The organism is Paenibacillus antri (genome assembly GCF_005765165.1).
GTDB lineage: Bacteria > Bacillota > Bacilli > Paenibacillales > YIM-B00363 > Paenibacillus_AE > Paenibacillus_AE antri.
In genome coordinates this window covers 144,236-158,870 of the sequence record NZ_VCIW01000018.1, presented here as the reverse complement: position 1 = coordinate 158,870, position 14,635 = coordinate 144,236, and the positions used below count along the sequence as shown (strand labels likewise).

The following is a 14,635-nucleotide window of genomic DNA, read 5'->3' as shown; positions in this document are numbered from 1 at the left end:
CTTCTAAAATACCATAGGATCGCGGGATTGAAAGGGGCGAACGGACCTAGGACGGCGGGGCATTTTCAAACATAGGGGGAAGAAGCGGAAGAATCGACGAGGACGGATGCGGCGGGGAGGAGGGGCGAGCGCAGAAAAAAAACCGGCGCCCGCGACGGCGGGGCCGGTTTTCGAAAATTAACGGCTGTAGAACTCGACGATTTGCTTCTCGTCGATTTCTTGCGGAAGCTCGGAACGCTCCGGAATGCGGGCGAATTTGCCTTCGACAGCCGCATCGTTGAATTCGAGGTAGTTCGGCAAGAAGTTGCGGTTCGCGATCGCTTCCTTCACGGAAGAGAGGCTGCGGCTTCTCTCGCGAAGGCCGATGACGTCGCCCGTCTGCACGAGGTAGGAAGCTACGTCGACTTTCTTGCCGTTCACCGTAACGTGACCGTGGGAGACGAGCTGGCGAGCGCCCGCGCGGGAGTTCGCGAAGCCGAGACGGTACACGAGGTTGTCCAGGCGGCTCTCGAGAAGAATCATGAAGTTTTCGCCTGTGATGCCTGCCATCTTGGAAGCTTTCTCGAACAAGTTCGCGAATTGCTTCTCGTTCAAGCCGTACATGTGGCGGAGCTTCTGCTTCTCCATCAATTGAACGCCGTAGCCGCTGACTTTCTTCCGTTGTCCCGGACCGTGTTGTCCCGGAGGGAACGGACGCTTCAATTCTTTGCCTGTTCCGCTAAGGGAAATGCCGAGGCGGCGGCTCAATTTAAACTTGGGGCCTGTATAACGTGCCATAGTTCGTGTTGCTCCTTTGTCTTGGAAAATTATTGGGGTTAGAAACCTTGATTGTTCATATAGGCTTCCGCAATCGTTCCGGCACTTAGCGCCTGCACGCGCGCGCGAAATGCGCTTATCGAGCGAGTTCAGCCGCTGGCTCGGTAAGGCGTTCAGGAAAGGGTACCGCGAAGGGGTCCGATTTACGTACTCGACTATATATTCTACGTGAATAGAATCGATGATGTCAAGGGAAATACAAGTCAGGCGAAAAATCGGTTTTTCGGACTCGTTCTATGTAACCCGTCGCGAAAATATAGTACAATATTGAGAGAAAGAGATAAAGGCTGCGAAGGTTCTTATCGGCAAGGCGAGGAGGCAAGGCGGATGGGAGGAAGCGAGAGTTTCTATCGATCCATGTTCGATTTAAGCCGCACGTTGTTTCTGCAGCAGACGACGGACGGCGTATTAAAGCATATCGTGTCGTCGCTCCAAGGGCACTTCCCGTTCGCCGTCTCTCAAGTATATATGTCTCAAGACACGACGCCTTCCGATATTCCGATCCTGCCGCTCGTCTTCCGGCATGACGGGAACGATCTGTGCACGCGGGCGTTCATGGAGGGCAAGCCCGTCCTCGGCTACCCGGCCGGCGATGCGGACGAGCGCGGAATCCCGACGTTCGCGGCGGCGGTGCCGCTCATCGGAAAGCAAGGCGTCTACGGCGTTCTGGAGGTAAGGGCGGACTCGAAGCCGCTCGACCGGCCGGACATCGACTTGTTGGTCGGCATCGGAGAGACGGCGGGCGCGGCGTTCGAGAACGCCAGGCTGTACGAGCAGTCGAATCTGCTCGTGACGGAGCTGCGCCTGATTAACGAAATCACGAAGCGCCTCAATCAGAGCCTCAGGGTGTCGGACATCTTCCAATACGCCTGCAAGGAACTGATCGACGTCTTCCAAGCCGACTTCGCATGCATCCTGGAGCTCGACCGCAAGGAGGGCGCCTTCGTCGTGCAGGCGACGAACCTGAGCGAGATGCTCAGCGATACGTTCGAGATCGATTACGGCTTCGTCGGTTTGCTGCATCGCACGAAGGAACCGGTCATCGTGTCCGATTACTCGCATAACGCGCGCATCGAATCGAAGCTGATGAACTCGACGGGGTCGCGCTCGCTGATCGCCTCCCCGATCCTCGTAAACGAGGAAGTCGTCGGGGCGGTGCTCGTGACGCATGCGGAACCGAATTATTTCACGTACGAAAATTATAAACTGTTGCTGCTCCTGGCCGGGCATATCGGACTCGCGATCATGAAGGCGCAGCTGCACGCCGAGCTGAACCGGATGGTGATCACCGATAACTTGACGGGACTTTACGCGCGCCGTTATTTGGACGAACAAGTGCACTCGATGCAGCAGAAGGACGCGCGGGGATCGCTGATCGTCGTCGACATCGACAACTTCAAGCAGGTGAACGACACGTTCGGCCATCAGATCGGCGACCAGATCTTACGGCAAGTGAGCGCGATCGTGCGCTCCTGCATCCGGGATACCGACATCGCGGCGAGATGGGGCGGCGAAGAACTCGCCATCTACTTGCCGCAGCTGACGCTCGAGCAGACGGAGCGGGTGGCGGAGCGCATCCGCAGCCGCGTCGAACGCGAGACCGACCCGTCCGTCACCGTCTCGTGCGGCATCGCGGAATGGAGCCGCTCGGACGAGAAGGTGAGCGTCGAGACGCTGTTTTACAAAGCCGACATGGCGCTCTATTCCGCCAAGCACAACGGGAAAAATCAATACCGCGTAGGGTGACGGGGAGGTCCGCTTCAGGGGCTTCCCTTTCCGGTTTGTAAGGGGGAAAACGGCTATGCTACAATGGAAGCCGTATGGGCCCTCGGGCCTTGCGACTGCCGAAGGAGGAACCTCTCTTGAAAGACCCTAGAATTATAAAACTTGCGAAGACGATCGTGAACTACTCCACGCGGGTGCAGAAGGGCGAGCGGGTATTGATCGAGATGATCGGCCCGGAGCGCGAGCTGCTGAAGAGCGTGATCGACGAGGTGCACGCGGCCGGCGGCCATCCGTACGTGCAGTTGACGGATCGCGCGGTGCAGCGGACGATGCTGAAGTCGATGACGAAGGAAAACCTGGAGCATTGGGCGGAGCTCGATCTGGCGCGCATGAAAGACATGGACGTATATATCGCCATTCGTTCCGGGGAGAACGCGAGCGAGCTGTCCGGCCTTCCGGACGGACAATTAGGTTTGTACGAGAAGACGTATTACAAGCCGGTGCATCTCGATCAGCGGGTTCGGAAGACGCGTTGGGTCGTGATGCGGTACCCGAGTCCGGCGATGGCGCAGCAGGCGGGCATGAACACGGATGCGTTCGAAGATTTCTACTTCGACGTCTGCACGCTCGACTACGAGAAGATGTCGAAGGCGATGGATCCGCTGTCCGAGCTGATGAGCAAGACGGATAAAGTTCGCATCGTCTCGCCGGGCACCGACCTGACGTTCTCCATCAAGGGCATTCCGAACGTGAAGTGCGTCGGCGACAAGAACTTGCCGGACGGGGAGCTCTACACGGCGCCGGTTCGCGATTCGGTCAACGGCACCATTCAATACAACACGCCGAGCGTCTACTCGGGCATTACGTTCGAGAACATCTTCTTCCGCTTCGAGAACGGCAAGATCGTAGAAGCGACGAGCAACGACACGAAGAAGCTGAACGACATTCTCGACAACGACGAAGGCGCGCGCCATATCGGGGAGTTCAGCATCGGCTTCAACCCGTACATTCAGCACCCGATGAAGGATACGCTGTTCGACGAGAAGATCGACGGGAGCCTCCACTTCACCCCGGGCCAAGCGTACGAGGAAGCCGACAACGGCAACCGCTCTTCGATCCACTGGGACCTGGTGCTGATTCAGCGGCCGGAGTACGGCGGCGGCGAAATTTGGTTCGACGATCGGTTGATCCGCAAGGACGGACGATTCGTAGTTCCGGAGCTGGAAGGCCTCAATCCGGAGCGCTTGAAATAAAGCCTCTTGATTCCTGCGCAGGGCGGCAGTATGATAAAGGAAAGCTGTCACATTATGGGAGGCGACGACGTTGACGAATAACAAGAACGCTGCAATCGTAGACATCGCACAAACCGCTGGAAAGTTTAAATCGTCCATCGTTCTGCAATTCGATAACAAGTACATAGACGTGAAGAGCATCCTCGGATTGTTCACGACGTTGGTGTCGGATAACGACTACGAGCTGCACGTGCACGGTCCCGACGAAGAGGACGCGAAGAAGGCGATGATCGAAGTATTCGCCAAGCACGGTCTCAGCATTAAGGCGTAAGACAAGAAGCGACGAAGAATCGACGACCGCAGGCCGTTCCCGGCAGGCGGTCGTTTTCGCCTTTTCGAAGAGTAGCATCTCTTCCCAACTTGTATGTCCCGCCGTTTTCAATTAATATTAGAGTATCATCGGTGCCGGTAGGGGGAAATCAGGCCATGTCATCTTCGGATTTATTGCTCGAACTCTCGCACAAGGCGATGCAGTTGCTGCAAGAGGATGCGAATAAGATAGAGACGCTCATTCAGGTACAGATGGAAAACTTGGCGACGCGCAAGTGCCCGTTGTACGAGGAAGTGTTGGACACGCAGATGTACGGCCTCTCGAGAGAGATCGATTTCGCCGTGCGCGCCGGACTTCTGGAGGAAGCGGACGGCAAGCAGCTGCTCGCGAAGCTGGAACGCAATTTGGCGCAGCTGTACGAGGCGTTGGCCATTAACCAAAACGCGAGCTCGTAACGAATCGGTCCCGGACAGGGGCCGTTTTTTTGTTTCCGTAAAGGTCGGTTGCAGGCCGCCCGGAAACCCTTTACAATGGAAATACAGCTAACGGGAAGAGGTGGGGTTGCCATGACGGACGGTAACGGGATCATTCGGATTTCGGACGACGTCGTCGCCACGGTGGCGGGGTTGGCCGCGCTCGATACGCCGGGGATTGCGGCGATGTCCGGCGGCATTTCGGAAGGATGGGCGAAGCGATTGTCCGGGAAGAACGCCCAGAGAGGCGTATCCGTGGAGGTCGGCGAACGGGAAGCGGCGGTCGACCTGAGGGTGATCGTGCATTACGGCGTCGCCATACACGATGTTTGCTGGCAGCTCCAGGAGCGCGTACGGGAAGCCGTACAGACGATGACGGGCCTTACGGTCGTCGAAGTGAACGTGAAGGTGGAAGGCGTCCAATTGCCCGACGAAGAACCGGAAGAAGCGCCGCCGCCCATGCGGGTACGATAAATCGCCGGATCCGATGAATGGCCGAATACGAGGACAACGAGAAAAGCTGCCGATCCGGCAGCTTTTCTTTTCGTACGTTGGAGTTATCATCGAATCATCGGAACGTGCTCCGGCACGCGGGACGACGCTTTCTTCATCGGCTTGCGGCGTTCCCCGGGCTTGGACGAAGACGACTTGTCGCGGACCTGGCCGGTATCTCGGGAGATGCTTAGGAGCAAGCCCATGCTCATCAGGCTGACGAGCAGGGAGGAGCCCCCCGCCGAGATGAACGGCAGCGTGATCCCGGTCATCGGAATGGTGCGCGTGACGCCCCCGATGTTGATGAACGCCTGAATGCCGAACATGCCGACGATGCCGATGCCGATCAAAGTGCCGAACGGGTCGGAGCAGCGCAGCGACACGATAATGCCCCTCCATAGGAAGGCTAGGTATAACAATAAAAACAAGGTCACGCCCAGAAAACCGAGCTCCTCGCCGATTATGGCGAAGATGAAGTCGTTCTGCGCCTCGGGCAAGTAGAACAGCTTCTGCACGCTCTGCCCGAAGCCCGCGCCCGCGACGCCGCCGTGCCCGAACGCCATCTCGGCCTGCACCTGCTGCCAGCACCAGTTCTGCGTATCCTGCCAAGGGTCCAAATAACATTCGATCCGCTTGAATTGATACTCCCGCCCCGAGCCGTCGTCTCCGCGGTTCAGGAGCTGGCCGCCGAAAAACAACGTTCCGGCGACGGCCAACGCGATCAGCCCGAGAAACAGGTGTTTCATGTTCGCGCCGCCCGCGACGATGACGATCGCGCTGCAGAACAGAAAGACGACGGTGGAGCCGAAGTCGGGCTGAAGCATGATCAGACCGCCGACGATGCCGACCATGAGCGCGACCGGCAGCAGTCCGTTGCGGAACCGTTCGAATTTCTCGCCCTTGCGCGTGATGATCGTCGCGAGGTATACGATAATCGCCAACTTCGCGAACTCCGCGGGCTGGACGGACATGACGCCGAGGTCGATCCAGCTGCGAGGCTTGTCCCCCGCGGGCTGCGTCAGCACGAATAGAAGCAAGCCCAACACGCCGATGAAGAAGGGGAGGTATAACCGCTTCCACTTCAAGTACGGAATGTTCATGAACGCGAGCATCAGAATCGCGCCGAGGGCCGCCGCCATGATCTGCTTCTTCGTATACCAGAGGGCGTCTCCGTATTGCGTCGCGGCTTCGGGTCCGCTGGCGCTGAACACCATGACGATCCCGAAGCCGACGAGAAGGACGGTCATCAGCAGCAAGAAGAAGTCAGGCGTTCCTCTGCGCTCCATCCGTCGCTCCCGTTAGGCGAGAAGCTGCTTCAACGCCGCCAGCTTCTGCTTTGCGCTCTTCAGAATCGCGTCCGGAATCGGGGATTCGTAATCGAGACCGTGAGGGAACGAAGCCCGTCCGATATAGACGTCCTCCACGGCGAGCACGGCGGACGGATTTTCCAGCTTGCCTTCGACCGCTCTCGTGTTAATGCGCAGGAAATAGTCTTCCCGGTTCGGTTGGTCTTCGATCTTCAGATCGTACGTGGCGCGGTAATATTCCCATTGCCAACGGACGAAGCCGAGCTTCTCGGACGATTCGTCCAGATCGGCGAGCTCCGCTTGAAGGCCTTTCAACCCGCTGTCGTCGATAATCAACTTGCATTCCTCCTGTTACCTAATACGCATCAAGGTCGCGGAAAGCGACAACCTCATGATATTATGAATAAACCATGGAACGCAACCTTATTTGAACGATGAAAAGCACAATTCTGTTAATATAGGAACTAACGTGGAATCGGAACCCCGGAAGGAGACGGACGAGCATGAACGGTACGCGCAAAGAAACGATGGACAAGGTAATCGCATGGAGGCGCCATCTGCACCGGCACCCTGAAGTATCTTATGAGGAAAAGGAAACCGCCGCCTTCGTCGCGGGCGAGCTGCGGCGGATGGGATGGAGCGTACGGACCGGCGTCGGCGGGCACGGCGTCGTGGCCGACATGGACGGCGGCCGGGGACCGGGCAAGCGCATCGCGCTGCGCGCCGACATGGACGCGCTTCCGATCCAAGATCAGAAGCGGACGGAATACGCTTCGACCGTGCCGGGCGTCATGCACGCCTGCGGCCACGACGGGCACACGTCCGCGCTGCTCGGCGCCGCGGAACGGCTGGCGGAGACGAGCGACTCTTGGACCGGCTCGGTTCGGCTGCTGTTCCAGCCGGCCGAAGAAATTCCGCCGGGCGGCGCGCAGGCGATGATTCGAGACGGCGCGCTCGACGGCGTCGACGAAATTTACGGCATTCACTTATGGTCGCAGTTCCCGGCTTGCACGGTTCATACCGCGGCGGGTCCGATCATGGCGGCGTCCGACGAATTCTCGGCGCGCATCGTCGGCAAGGGCGGACACGGCGGGCTGCCGCATCAAGCGGTCGACGCCGTGACGATCGGCGCCCACTTCGTCGTGAACGCGCAATCGATCGTCAGCCGCAATAGCGATCCGATTTTGCCGCATGTCATCTCGATCGGTTCGTTCCATGCCGGAACGACGTTCAACGTCATCGCCTCGGATTGCCGCATGGAGGGGACCGTCCGCACGATGACGCCGCAGACGCGCGTCTACTTGAAAGAACGTCTCGAGCAGGTGCTCGACGCGACGTGCCGGATGTACGGCGCGGAATACGAGCTCGATTACAAGTTCGGATATCCGCCGGTCGTCAATCACGCGGAGCCGACGGAACGGGTGCTGTCGCTGGCGCGCGAGAGGCTCGGCGAGGATCGCGTCAGCGTGTGCCAACCGATGATGGCGGGCGAGGACTTCTCGTTTTATTTGGAGAAGGTGCCGGGCTGCTTCCTGTTCGTCGGCGCCGGCAACGACCAAGTGAAAGCGCCGCATCACCATCCTCTCTTCGACATCGACGAGCGCGCGCTCGAGACGAGCGTCGACTTGCTGTACGATTTGGCTACGCGCCGGTGAATGGTTTCTCCTCCGCCCGGATACGCTATGGGGGAGGAGGGATGACCATGAGCTCTACAACGACATTGAAAACCGTCAAAGATATTATGGAAACCGAAATCGTCACGGTCACCTTGAAGGATAACATTTACGAAATCGCGTTGAAAATGAAACAGCACGACATCGGCTTCATTCCGGTCGTGGAAGGCAAGCAGCTCGTCGGCGTCGTGACCGACCGCGACTTGGTCGTGCGCGGCTATGCGGAGAAGCACTCCGGGTCTACGGAAGTGAAGGAAGTCATGAGCGATCAGATCGTCATCTCGGTGCCGCCGACCATGACGGTCGACGAAGCGGCCAAGCTGATGGCGAAAAACCAAATCCGCCGCCTGCCGGTCGTCGAAAACAACCAATTGATCGGCGTCGTGGCGATCGGGGACCTCGCCGTCAATTCCAAGCTGGAGGAAGAAGCGGGACACGCGCTCAGCGAAATTTCCGAAAAACACAAGCAAACGATCGGCGTAAATTAGATGCGGATACGTTGCGGCTCCGTTTTCCTTCGGGAAAACGGATTTTTTGCTATTCGTTCCCGTCGGAAGGAGGGCGCTTCATGAAGGATAAACCGATCATCGTGCAGAGCGATTTCACCGTGCTGCTCGAAACCAGACATCCGAAGGCCGACGAGGTTCGCCCGAAGCTGTCTTCGTTCGCCGACCTTCGCAAAAGCCCGGACGGGTTACATACGTATCGGATTACGCCGCTGTCGCTCTGGAACGCGGCGTCGGCCGGCGCGACGGCGGAGAGCATCGTCGAGACGCTGACCGCGTACGCGAAGTTCGGCGTTCCGGCCGCCGTGGTCAAAGATATTCGGGCGTACGTCAACCGGTACGGACTCGTCCGGATCGAGCGGGAAGGGAAGCAGCTGATGCTGCGCTGCGACGATCCGGAGGTGCTCAAGGCGATATCCGCCTACGATTCGCTGCGGTCGTACTGGGAGCCGAGCCCGATGGATCACCGCCACACGATCGCCGTGCGGCTGACCGAGCGGGGCTCGGTCAAGCAGGAGCTCATGCGGCTCGGGTATCCGGTCGTCGACGTCGCCGGCTATCAAGACGGCGAGCCGGTGCCGATCGCGCTGCGGCCGTCGCTTCGCGCCTCGGGCAAGCCGTTCGGCCTGCGGGATTATCAAGAGGAGGCGGTCGAGGCGTTCTACCGCGGCGGCGCGGCGGCGGGCGGCAGCGGCGTGCTCGTGCTGCCGTGCGGGGCGGGCAAGACGGTGATCGGCATCGGCGCGATGGCGAAGCTCGGACGGGCGACGCTGATCCTGACGACGAACTCGACGTCGGTCAAGCAGTGGCGCCAAGAGCTGCTCGACAAGACGACGCTGACGGAGGACGACATCGGCGAATACGGCGCCGACCGCAAGGAAGTGCGGCCGATTACGATCGCGACGTACCAGATGCTGACGCACCGCAAATCGAAGGACGGGGAATTTTCGCACATGAAGCTGTTCGGCGAACGGTCGTGGGGACTCATCGTCTACGACGAGGTGCATCTGCTGCCCGCGCCGGTGTTCCGCGCGACCGCGGACATCCAGGCGACGCGGCGTCTCGGCCTCACGGCGACGCTCGTGCGGGAGGACGGACGCGAGGAGGACGTCTTCTCCTTGGTCGGCCCGAAGCGCTACGAGGTGCCGTGGAAGCGGCTCGAGGCGCAGGGGTGGATCGCGACGGTCGACTGCACCGAGGTGCGCGTGCCGATGAGCGGCGAAACGCTGGAGGCGTACCGGAAGAGCGGCGCGCGGGAGCAGCATCGCATCGCCGGGGAGAATCCCGCCAAGCTGGACGTCGCGCGGCAGCTGCTGGACGAGCATCGGGGCAACCCGACGCTCGTGATCGGGCAATATTTGGATCAGCTCGGCGCGCTGTCGGAAGAGCTGGGCTGCCCGGTCGTGACGGGCGAGACGCCGAACGCGGAACGGGAACGGCTGTACGCGGCGTTCCGCAAGGGCGAGATCGGCGTGCTGATCGTGTCCAAGGTCGCGAATTTCGCGGTCGACTTGCCGGATGCGGCCGTCGCGATTCAGGTGTCGGGCAGCTTCGGCTCCCGGCAGGAAGAGGCGCAGCGGCTCGGGCGAGTGCTTCGGCCGAAGGAAGGGAATAACGAGGCGCACTTCTACGCGCTCGTCTCCGAAGGGACGAAGGAGCTGGAGTTCGCGATGAAACGGCAGATGTTCTTAGTCGAGCAAGGCTATCGGTACCGCAGCGTCGGCTGGGACGAACGGCGGGCGGACGGCTTGAGCGCGACGCCGGAGGAAGGAGAGCAAGCGGGATGAACGAATTGACGACCGTCGAGCGTAAGACGCTGGAGATGATCGTGCTGCGGTTCGGGGAGGAGCCGTTCGGCGCGGAAGCGCTCGAGCGCGCCTTCCCGGGGCGCGTGTCGGGCTTCGAGGCCGAGCTCGGCCTCGAGCGGCTTCGCGCGCGCGGCATCGTCGAGACGCGCCGGAAGGCATGGGGGGAGACGATTCACGCGCTCGCCCCGGGGCTGTTCGCGGATTGGCAGGGCTATTACTTGCCGGCCGTCGGCGAACCGTGCCAACTCGACGACGCCGCGGTCGAGCCGAATTACGAGCCGAAGGCGGGCTTCGCGAAGCTGCTGCTCTTCTTCCTCGCGGACGTCGCGAACGTCGGGATCGGCCTGACGCAGAAGGGCACGTTCGCGAAGAAGGACGCGATGCGTCTCGCGTCTCGGATCGACGTCGCCGAGGAAGCGCTCGCAGGTCTCGACATCGCGTATTTGCATCAGGATAAGCTCGGCAAGCCGCTTGCGGTGCTGTACGACGCCGCGCTTCGCCTCGGGCTCGTCCGGAACGGAGCTTCGGCGTTGGAGCTCGACCGGGAACGCGTCGACGCGTGGCTGGCGAAGCCGCTGCCGGACATCGAGGGCGAGCTCCGGGCGCTGTGGTGGGACGTCTATACGCCGACCGACGTCTGGCTGCAGCACGGCGGGGCGGCGCTCCGTCGCATGACCCCTGGCCGCTGGTACGCGGTCGACCGCGTGGCCGACGGTTTGCTCGCGGCCGGCGTGCCGACGGGCGGACGAACGGAGGACGAGGCGCGCGAAGCGTTGTCCCGCTATTGGCTGCGGCCGCTCGCCGCCTTCGGGTTCGCGGAGCTCGGCAGTACGAGCGAGGGACTCGCCGCGAGAATGACGGCGCCGCTCGACGTCGACGAAGAGGAGACGGGCTGGTACGCGCAGCCGGACTTCGAGTTGATCGTGCCGCCGACGGCGCCGTTCCGAGCCCGTTGGGAGTTGGAAGCTTGCGCGGAGTACGCCGGGGGCGACGCGGTCGATCGATACCGCATCACGAAGGCGAGCTGGGAGCGGGCGCTCGGCTCCGGCCGCGACGCCGAAGCGCTGCTCGAGGTCGTCCGGAGCGGCGCCCGGTACGGCGTGCCGGAGCCCGTGGAAGCGGCGCTGCGCCAATGGAGCGCCGCGTACGGCGCGCTGACGCTCGAGGACGTGACGCTGCTGCGGTGCCGCAACGCGGAGGACGCCGCGTACCTGAAGAGCGAGCCGTCGCTGTCCGAATGCTTCGTCGCGCACATCGGGGAGCTGGATTTCATCGTGCGCCGCTCGATGACGAAGACGCTCGCCGACGCGCTGAAGCGGCAAGGCTTCTCGCTTCGCGCGGGCGGCCCCGCCGCTGAGGCGGCATCGAGCGCCGAGGACGCCGGCGAAGCGCCGGCTCGAGGGCGCGCGGCCGCGCCGGCCGCGAGCGCCGGCGGCATCGTCCATTCGCGCCGCAACGCCGCGCTGTTCCCGCTCGATCCGGCGCCCTCGGGCACGAAGCCGCTTCGCGAACGGCTGTCCGCCGCGCCGCAGGCGTGGCTGCGATCGATGCGGAAGTACCACGCCTCTACCGTCCGCGATCTGATGGAGACGGCGATCGATGCGCGAACGTCGGTCCGACTCGTCATGGACGGACGGGAGGTCGAGCTCGTGCCGAAGCGGGTGACGCCCGTAGGGGCCGATTGGATCGTGCAGGGGTACATCGACGGCGAGGAGGCGACCGTCGCGTCGTCCGCCTGCGGCGAAGCGCAGCTGCTCGTTCCCGAACAAGCCTAGTCCGCGGCGCGGGTTCATGTTATGATAGAACTCGTATATATCAAACGAATATAGACGAGGTGGAAATCCGTGAGTGTGACGGAACGCGAGGCACTGGATTTTTCCTTGCTGCTGTCGAAGACGTGCGATCTGTCGGACGCGATGCTGCGTTCGAAGGAGATGGCCGATTTTCTATATTGGAAAGAACGCATGGAGCAAGATCCCGAAGTGAAGGCGCTGCTTCGGAAGATGTCTAAGGCCAAGGAACGGTTCGAGGAATGCGAGCGGTTCGGACATTATCATCCGAACTACCACGAGGCGCTCGACGCGGTGAAAGCGGTGGAGGCCGAGATGGAGGGAATCGAGTCGGCGCGGGAGTTCAAGCGCGCCGAGAAAGCGCTCGACACGCTGTTGTACGACGTCTCCGTCGTCATCGCGCACGCCGTGTCGGAGTCGATCAAGGTGCCGAGCAACGACCCGCTCCCGAAGCACGGCGGGAGCTGCGGTTCGGGCGGCAGCTGCGGCTGCGGGTAAGGTCGCTCCGGAGGTCCGAACCTAACGACGGAAGGCGCCCCAAGCCACTTGCTTGAGGCGCCCGTCTACATAGCGGGGAGCTTGCCTACTCGAGGCGGAACGACGGCAGGACCGCGCCGACTACGTCGCCGCCCCAGTTGCGGATCGCCGGCGTATGGTACTCGGCGAGCTCGGCTCCGGCCGCGGCGTCGATCCAACCGAGCTGGAGCAGCGCTTCGGTGACGGCCGGGTACAAGGCGCGCTGCGCCCCATCCTCGATCTTGACGGCGAGGCCGAGCCCTTCGCCCGGCGCGGCGACGGCGAAGACGCCCTCGGCGCCCATCTTGCCGACGACGCGGCCGTTCGTGACGCGGATGAGCGCCGTGTCGTACCGGTCGGTGCCGGCGAGCATCTCCGGATGCGCCCGTACCGCTTCGACGACCGTCCGGCGGGCGTCCGCTTCGGGGGCGGCGCCGGTCGGCGCCGCAAGCCGCGCGTACGCGAGCGCCAGCGCCGACAGCGGCGCGCCGTACACCGGCACGCCGCAGCCGTCGACGCCCAGCGCGACGGACGCCGCGGGCACGCCGGCGAACGCCGCGTACGAGGCAAGCATCGCCCGCTGCACCGGATGGTCCGGCGACTTGTAGTCGTGCAGCGTCGCGCCGAGATGCTTCGCCAGCGTCAACATGCCGGCGTGCTTGCCGGAGCAGTTGTTATGCACAGCCTTCGGCGAGACGCCCGCGCGGCGCAGCGCGTTCGCGGACGGCTTATGGTACGGCGGATGCGCGCCGCAGAGCAGCGCGTCTTCGCCGATGCCGAGCTTGCCGAGAATGCGGTACACCGCTTCGACGTGAGCTTCTTCTCCGCTGTGAGAAGCGCAGAGCAGCGCGATCTCCCGGGCGTCGAGCCCGTAGCGGTCGACGGCGCCGGAGGCGACGACCGGAATCGCCTGAAGCAGCTTGGCGGAAGAGCGGGCGTACGTGAGGTGCCGCGGGTCGCCCGCCGACCGGAGCAGACGTCCGCCGTCGTCGACGACGGCGACGTGCCCGCGATGGACGCATTCGACGAGGCCGCCTCGGGTGACGGATACGAGCGGAATCGATTGAGTATGCATACGTCAATTCTCCTTACGAAAGAGGGATCCTCTTGATCGCTGAACGCACTGGATATATCGTCTGGCTCCACGACGCCAAACCGGCCAGAAACCTGGATAAATACGGCTCGCTCCACTATGTTTCTCGCAAAATGAACTATGCGGTCATCTACGTGAACAGCGATCGCGCGGAGGAGACGATGAAAAGTATACAACGTCTGCCCTACGTTAAGAAAGTGGAGAGGTCGTACCGGAGCGAGATTCGAACGGAATACAACAGTAATATGCCGGATAAAACGAGGTTTTACTCTTACTAGACATATTTTTGAAATTTTTGCAATGCCCTCTTTCCGTTGGAGGGCATTTTTTTATGCGTTTCAAAATGTCTGGAAATTCCCGTAAGGTACTGTAATATAAAGATATAAACGTCGTTAACATTTGCTCGGCGGCCCATGGAATGGAGGGAATGACGGATGAAAGACAAAAAGATGGATCGTTACAGCACCTATGAATCGTTCTACGTACAGCTGGCGGATAAAAAAGTCGCGGATATCATCGTCACCAACCATGCCAAGGCGCGTTGGCTGGATCGTGTCGAGTCCGAAAAAACAGGCACCGACGACATCTGCGCGTTTCTTTGGGAGCACCTGAAGAACGGCACGGTTAAATCGTATTACCGCAACGAGCAAGACGTCTATACGGTGGAGGACGACCTCGTATTCGTGGCGGAATTTTCGCAATCCGACAAGCATCGGGACCTCGTCGGCAACCCGCTCCATAAGATGATCGTAGTGACGTTCCTCGGGCGCATGTCGGAGACGATGGAGCTCCGCGATCTGCGTACGTATTATTCATGGCTGCGGCATTCGCGCCGGATGACCTTGATCAAGAACAGCCGGAAGCGGCGATAAT

General features: G+C 61.3%; 16 protein-coding genes. 12 read left to right on the top strand and 4 right to left on the bottom strand.

All coding sequences use genetic code 11. The features are described from left to right. Window positions 1-177: 177 nt before the first annotated feature. Window positions 178-777, bottom strand: coding sequence for a 30S ribosomal protein S4 (gene rpsD / locus FE782_RS23410; RefSeq protein WP_138196768.1), 600 nt, complete (start codon window positions 775-777; stop codon window positions 178-180). A gap of 366 nt (window positions 778-1,143) precedes the next feature. On the opposite strand from rpsD, the gene FE782_RS23405 reads away from it, so the two are divergent. The 5 genes from FE782_RS23405 (at window position 1,144) to FE782_RS23385 (ending at window position 5,051) form a co-directional block, all read left to right on the top strand. Continuing rightward, a complete protein-coding gene (locus FE782_RS23405) occupies window positions 1,144-2,562 on the top strand; it encodes a sensor domain-containing diguanylate cyclase (protein ID WP_138196767.1) in 1,419 nt (472 codons plus the stop codon). Window positions 2,563-2,678: 116 nt separating this feature from the next. After that, entirely contained in the window at window positions 2,679-3,794 is a 1,116-nt protein-coding gene (locus FE782_RS23400) for an aminopeptidase (protein WP_138196766.1), read from the top strand. A gap of 70 nt (window positions 3,795-3,864) precedes the next feature. Further along, window positions 3,865-4,104, top strand: coding sequence for an HPr family phosphocarrier protein (locus FE782_RS23395; protein WP_138196765.1), 240 nt, complete (start codon window positions 3,865-3,867; stop codon window positions 4,102-4,104). A gap of 155 nt (window positions 4,105-4,259) precedes the next feature. Continuing rightward, the gene (locus tag FE782_RS23390) at window positions 4,260-4,559 is read left to right on the top strand and encodes an Fpa/YlaN family protein (RefSeq protein ID WP_138196764.1); all 300 of its coding nucleotides are present in this window, start codon (window positions 4,260-4,262) and stop codon (window positions 4,557-4,559) included. Between the two features lie 111 nt (window positions 4,560-4,670). Continuing rightward, window positions 4,671-5,051: an Asp23/Gls24 family envelope stress response protein gene (locus FE782_RS23385; RefSeq protein WP_138196763.1), complete on the top strand. Its 381-nt coding sequence runs from the start codon at window positions 4,671-4,673 to the stop codon at window positions 5,049-5,051. A gap of 86 nt (window positions 5,052-5,137) precedes the next feature. Here the strand turns inward: FE782_RS23385 and ftsW are convergent, their stop codons facing one another. Then, complete coding sequence (ftsW, locus tag FE782_RS23380) at window positions 5,138-6,355, bottom strand: putative lipid II flippase FtsW (RefSeq protein ID WP_138196762.1); 1,218 nt, start codon at window positions 6,353-6,355, stop codon at window positions 5,138-5,140. A gap of 12 nt (window positions 6,356-6,367) precedes the next feature. After that, a complete protein-coding gene (locus FE782_RS23375; RefSeq protein ID WP_138196761.1) occupies window positions 6,368-6,712 on the bottom strand; it encodes a YugN family protein in 345 nt (114 codons plus the stop codon). Window positions 6,713-6,879: 167 nt separating this feature from the next. Here FE782_RS23375 and FE782_RS23370 point away from each other — a divergent pair, with 167 nt between their 5' ends. From FE782_RS23370 to FE782_RS23350, 5 genes are all read left to right on the top strand, one after another. Then, entirely contained in the window at window positions 6,880-8,031 is a 1,152-nt protein-coding gene (locus tag FE782_RS23370) for a M20 metallopeptidase family protein (RefSeq protein ID WP_138196760.1), read from the top strand. Window positions 8,032-8,078: 47 nt separating this feature from the next. Then, window positions 8,079-8,537 carry a CBS domain-containing protein gene (locus tag FE782_RS23365; protein WP_202914590.1) on the top strand — a complete coding sequence of 153 codons (459 nt, stop codon included), beginning with the start codon at window positions 8,079-8,081 and terminating at the stop codon, window positions 8,535-8,537. Between the two features lie 80 nt (window positions 8,538-8,617). Further along, window positions 8,618-10,342, top strand: coding sequence for a DNA repair helicase XPB (locus FE782_RS23360; protein WP_138196759.1), 1,725 nt, complete (start codon window positions 8,618-8,620; stop codon window positions 10,340-10,342). Further along, window positions 10,339-12,138 carry a helicase-associated domain-containing protein gene (locus FE782_RS23355; protein WP_138196758.1) on the top strand — a complete coding sequence of 600 codons (1,800 nt, stop codon included), beginning with the start codon at window positions 10,339-10,341 and terminating at the stop codon, window positions 12,136-12,138. Before FE782_RS23360 ends, FE782_RS23355 begins: the two co-directional genes overlap by 4 nt. Before the next feature lie 69 nt (window positions 12,139-12,207). Continuing rightward, complete coding sequence (locus FE782_RS23350) at window positions 12,208-12,651, top strand: YlbF/YmcA family competence regulator (RefSeq protein WP_138196757.1); 444 nt, start codon at window positions 12,208-12,210, stop codon at window positions 12,649-12,651. Between the two features lie 85 nt (window positions 12,652-12,736). Here the strand turns inward: FE782_RS23350 and FE782_RS23345 are convergent, their stop codons facing one another. Beyond that, window positions 12,737-13,744 carry an asparaginase gene (locus FE782_RS23345; protein WP_138196756.1) on the bottom strand — a complete coding sequence of 336 codons (1,008 nt, stop codon included), beginning with the start codon at window positions 13,742-13,744 and terminating at the stop codon, window positions 12,737-12,739. 32 nt (window positions 13,745-13,776) lie between these two features. Here FE782_RS23345 and FE782_RS23340 point away from each other — a divergent pair, with 32 nt between their 5' ends. After that, a complete protein-coding gene (locus FE782_RS23340) occupies window positions 13,777-14,040 on the top strand; it encodes a YlbG family protein (protein ID WP_138196755.1) in 264 nt (87 codons plus the stop codon). A gap of 156 nt (window positions 14,041-14,196) precedes the next feature. After that, on the top strand, window positions 14,197-14,634 hold the full coding sequence (locus FE782_RS23335; protein ID WP_138196754.1) for a hypothetical protein: 438 nt from the start codon (window positions 14,197-14,199) through the stop codon (window positions 14,632-14,634). Window position 14,635 lies beyond the last annotated feature (1 nt).

Bases quoted from the DNA above. Each gene is read 5' to 3' on its own strand.
- ftsW (WP_138196762.1), bottom strand. From the start codon at position 6,355: ATGGAGCGCAGAGGAACGCCTGACTTCTTCTTGCTGCTGATGACCGTC.
- FE782_RS23355 (WP_138196758.1), top strand. From the start codon at position 10,339: ATGAACGAATTGACGACCGTCGAGCGTAAGACGCTGGAGATGATCGTG.
- FE782_RS23360 (WP_138196759.1), top strand. From the start codon at position 8,618: ATGAAGGATAAACCGATCATCGTGCAGAGCGATTTCACCGTGCTGCTC.
- FE782_RS23390 (WP_138196764.1), top strand. From the start codon at position 4,260: ATGTCATCTTCGGATTTATTGCTCGAACTCTCGCACAAGGCGATGCAG.
- rpsD (WP_138196768.1), bottom strand. From the start codon at position 777: ATGGCACGTTATACAGGCCCCAAGTTTAAATTGAGCCGCCGCCTCGGC.
- FE782_RS23385 (WP_138196763.1), top strand. From the start codon at position 4,671: ATGACGGACGGTAACGGGATCATTCGGATTTCGGACGACGTCGTCGCC.
- FE782_RS23345 (WP_138196756.1), bottom strand. From the start codon at position 13,744: ATGCATACTCAATCGATTCCGCTCGTATCCGTCACCCGAGGCGGCCTC.
- FE782_RS23370 (WP_138196760.1), top strand. From the start codon at position 6,880: ATGAACGGTACGCGCAAAGAAACGATGGACAAGGTAATCGCATGGAGG.
- FE782_RS23365 (WP_202914590.1), top strand. From the start codon at position 8,079: ATGAGCTCTACAACGACATTGAAAACCGTCAAAGATATTATGGAAACC.
- FE782_RS23335 (WP_138196754.1), top strand. From the start codon at position 14,197: ATGAAAGACAAAAAGATGGATCGTTACAGCACCTATGAATCGTTCTAC.
- FE782_RS23405 (WP_138196767.1), top strand. From the start codon at position 1,144: ATGGGAGGAAGCGAGAGTTTCTATCGATCCATGTTCGATTTAAGCCGC.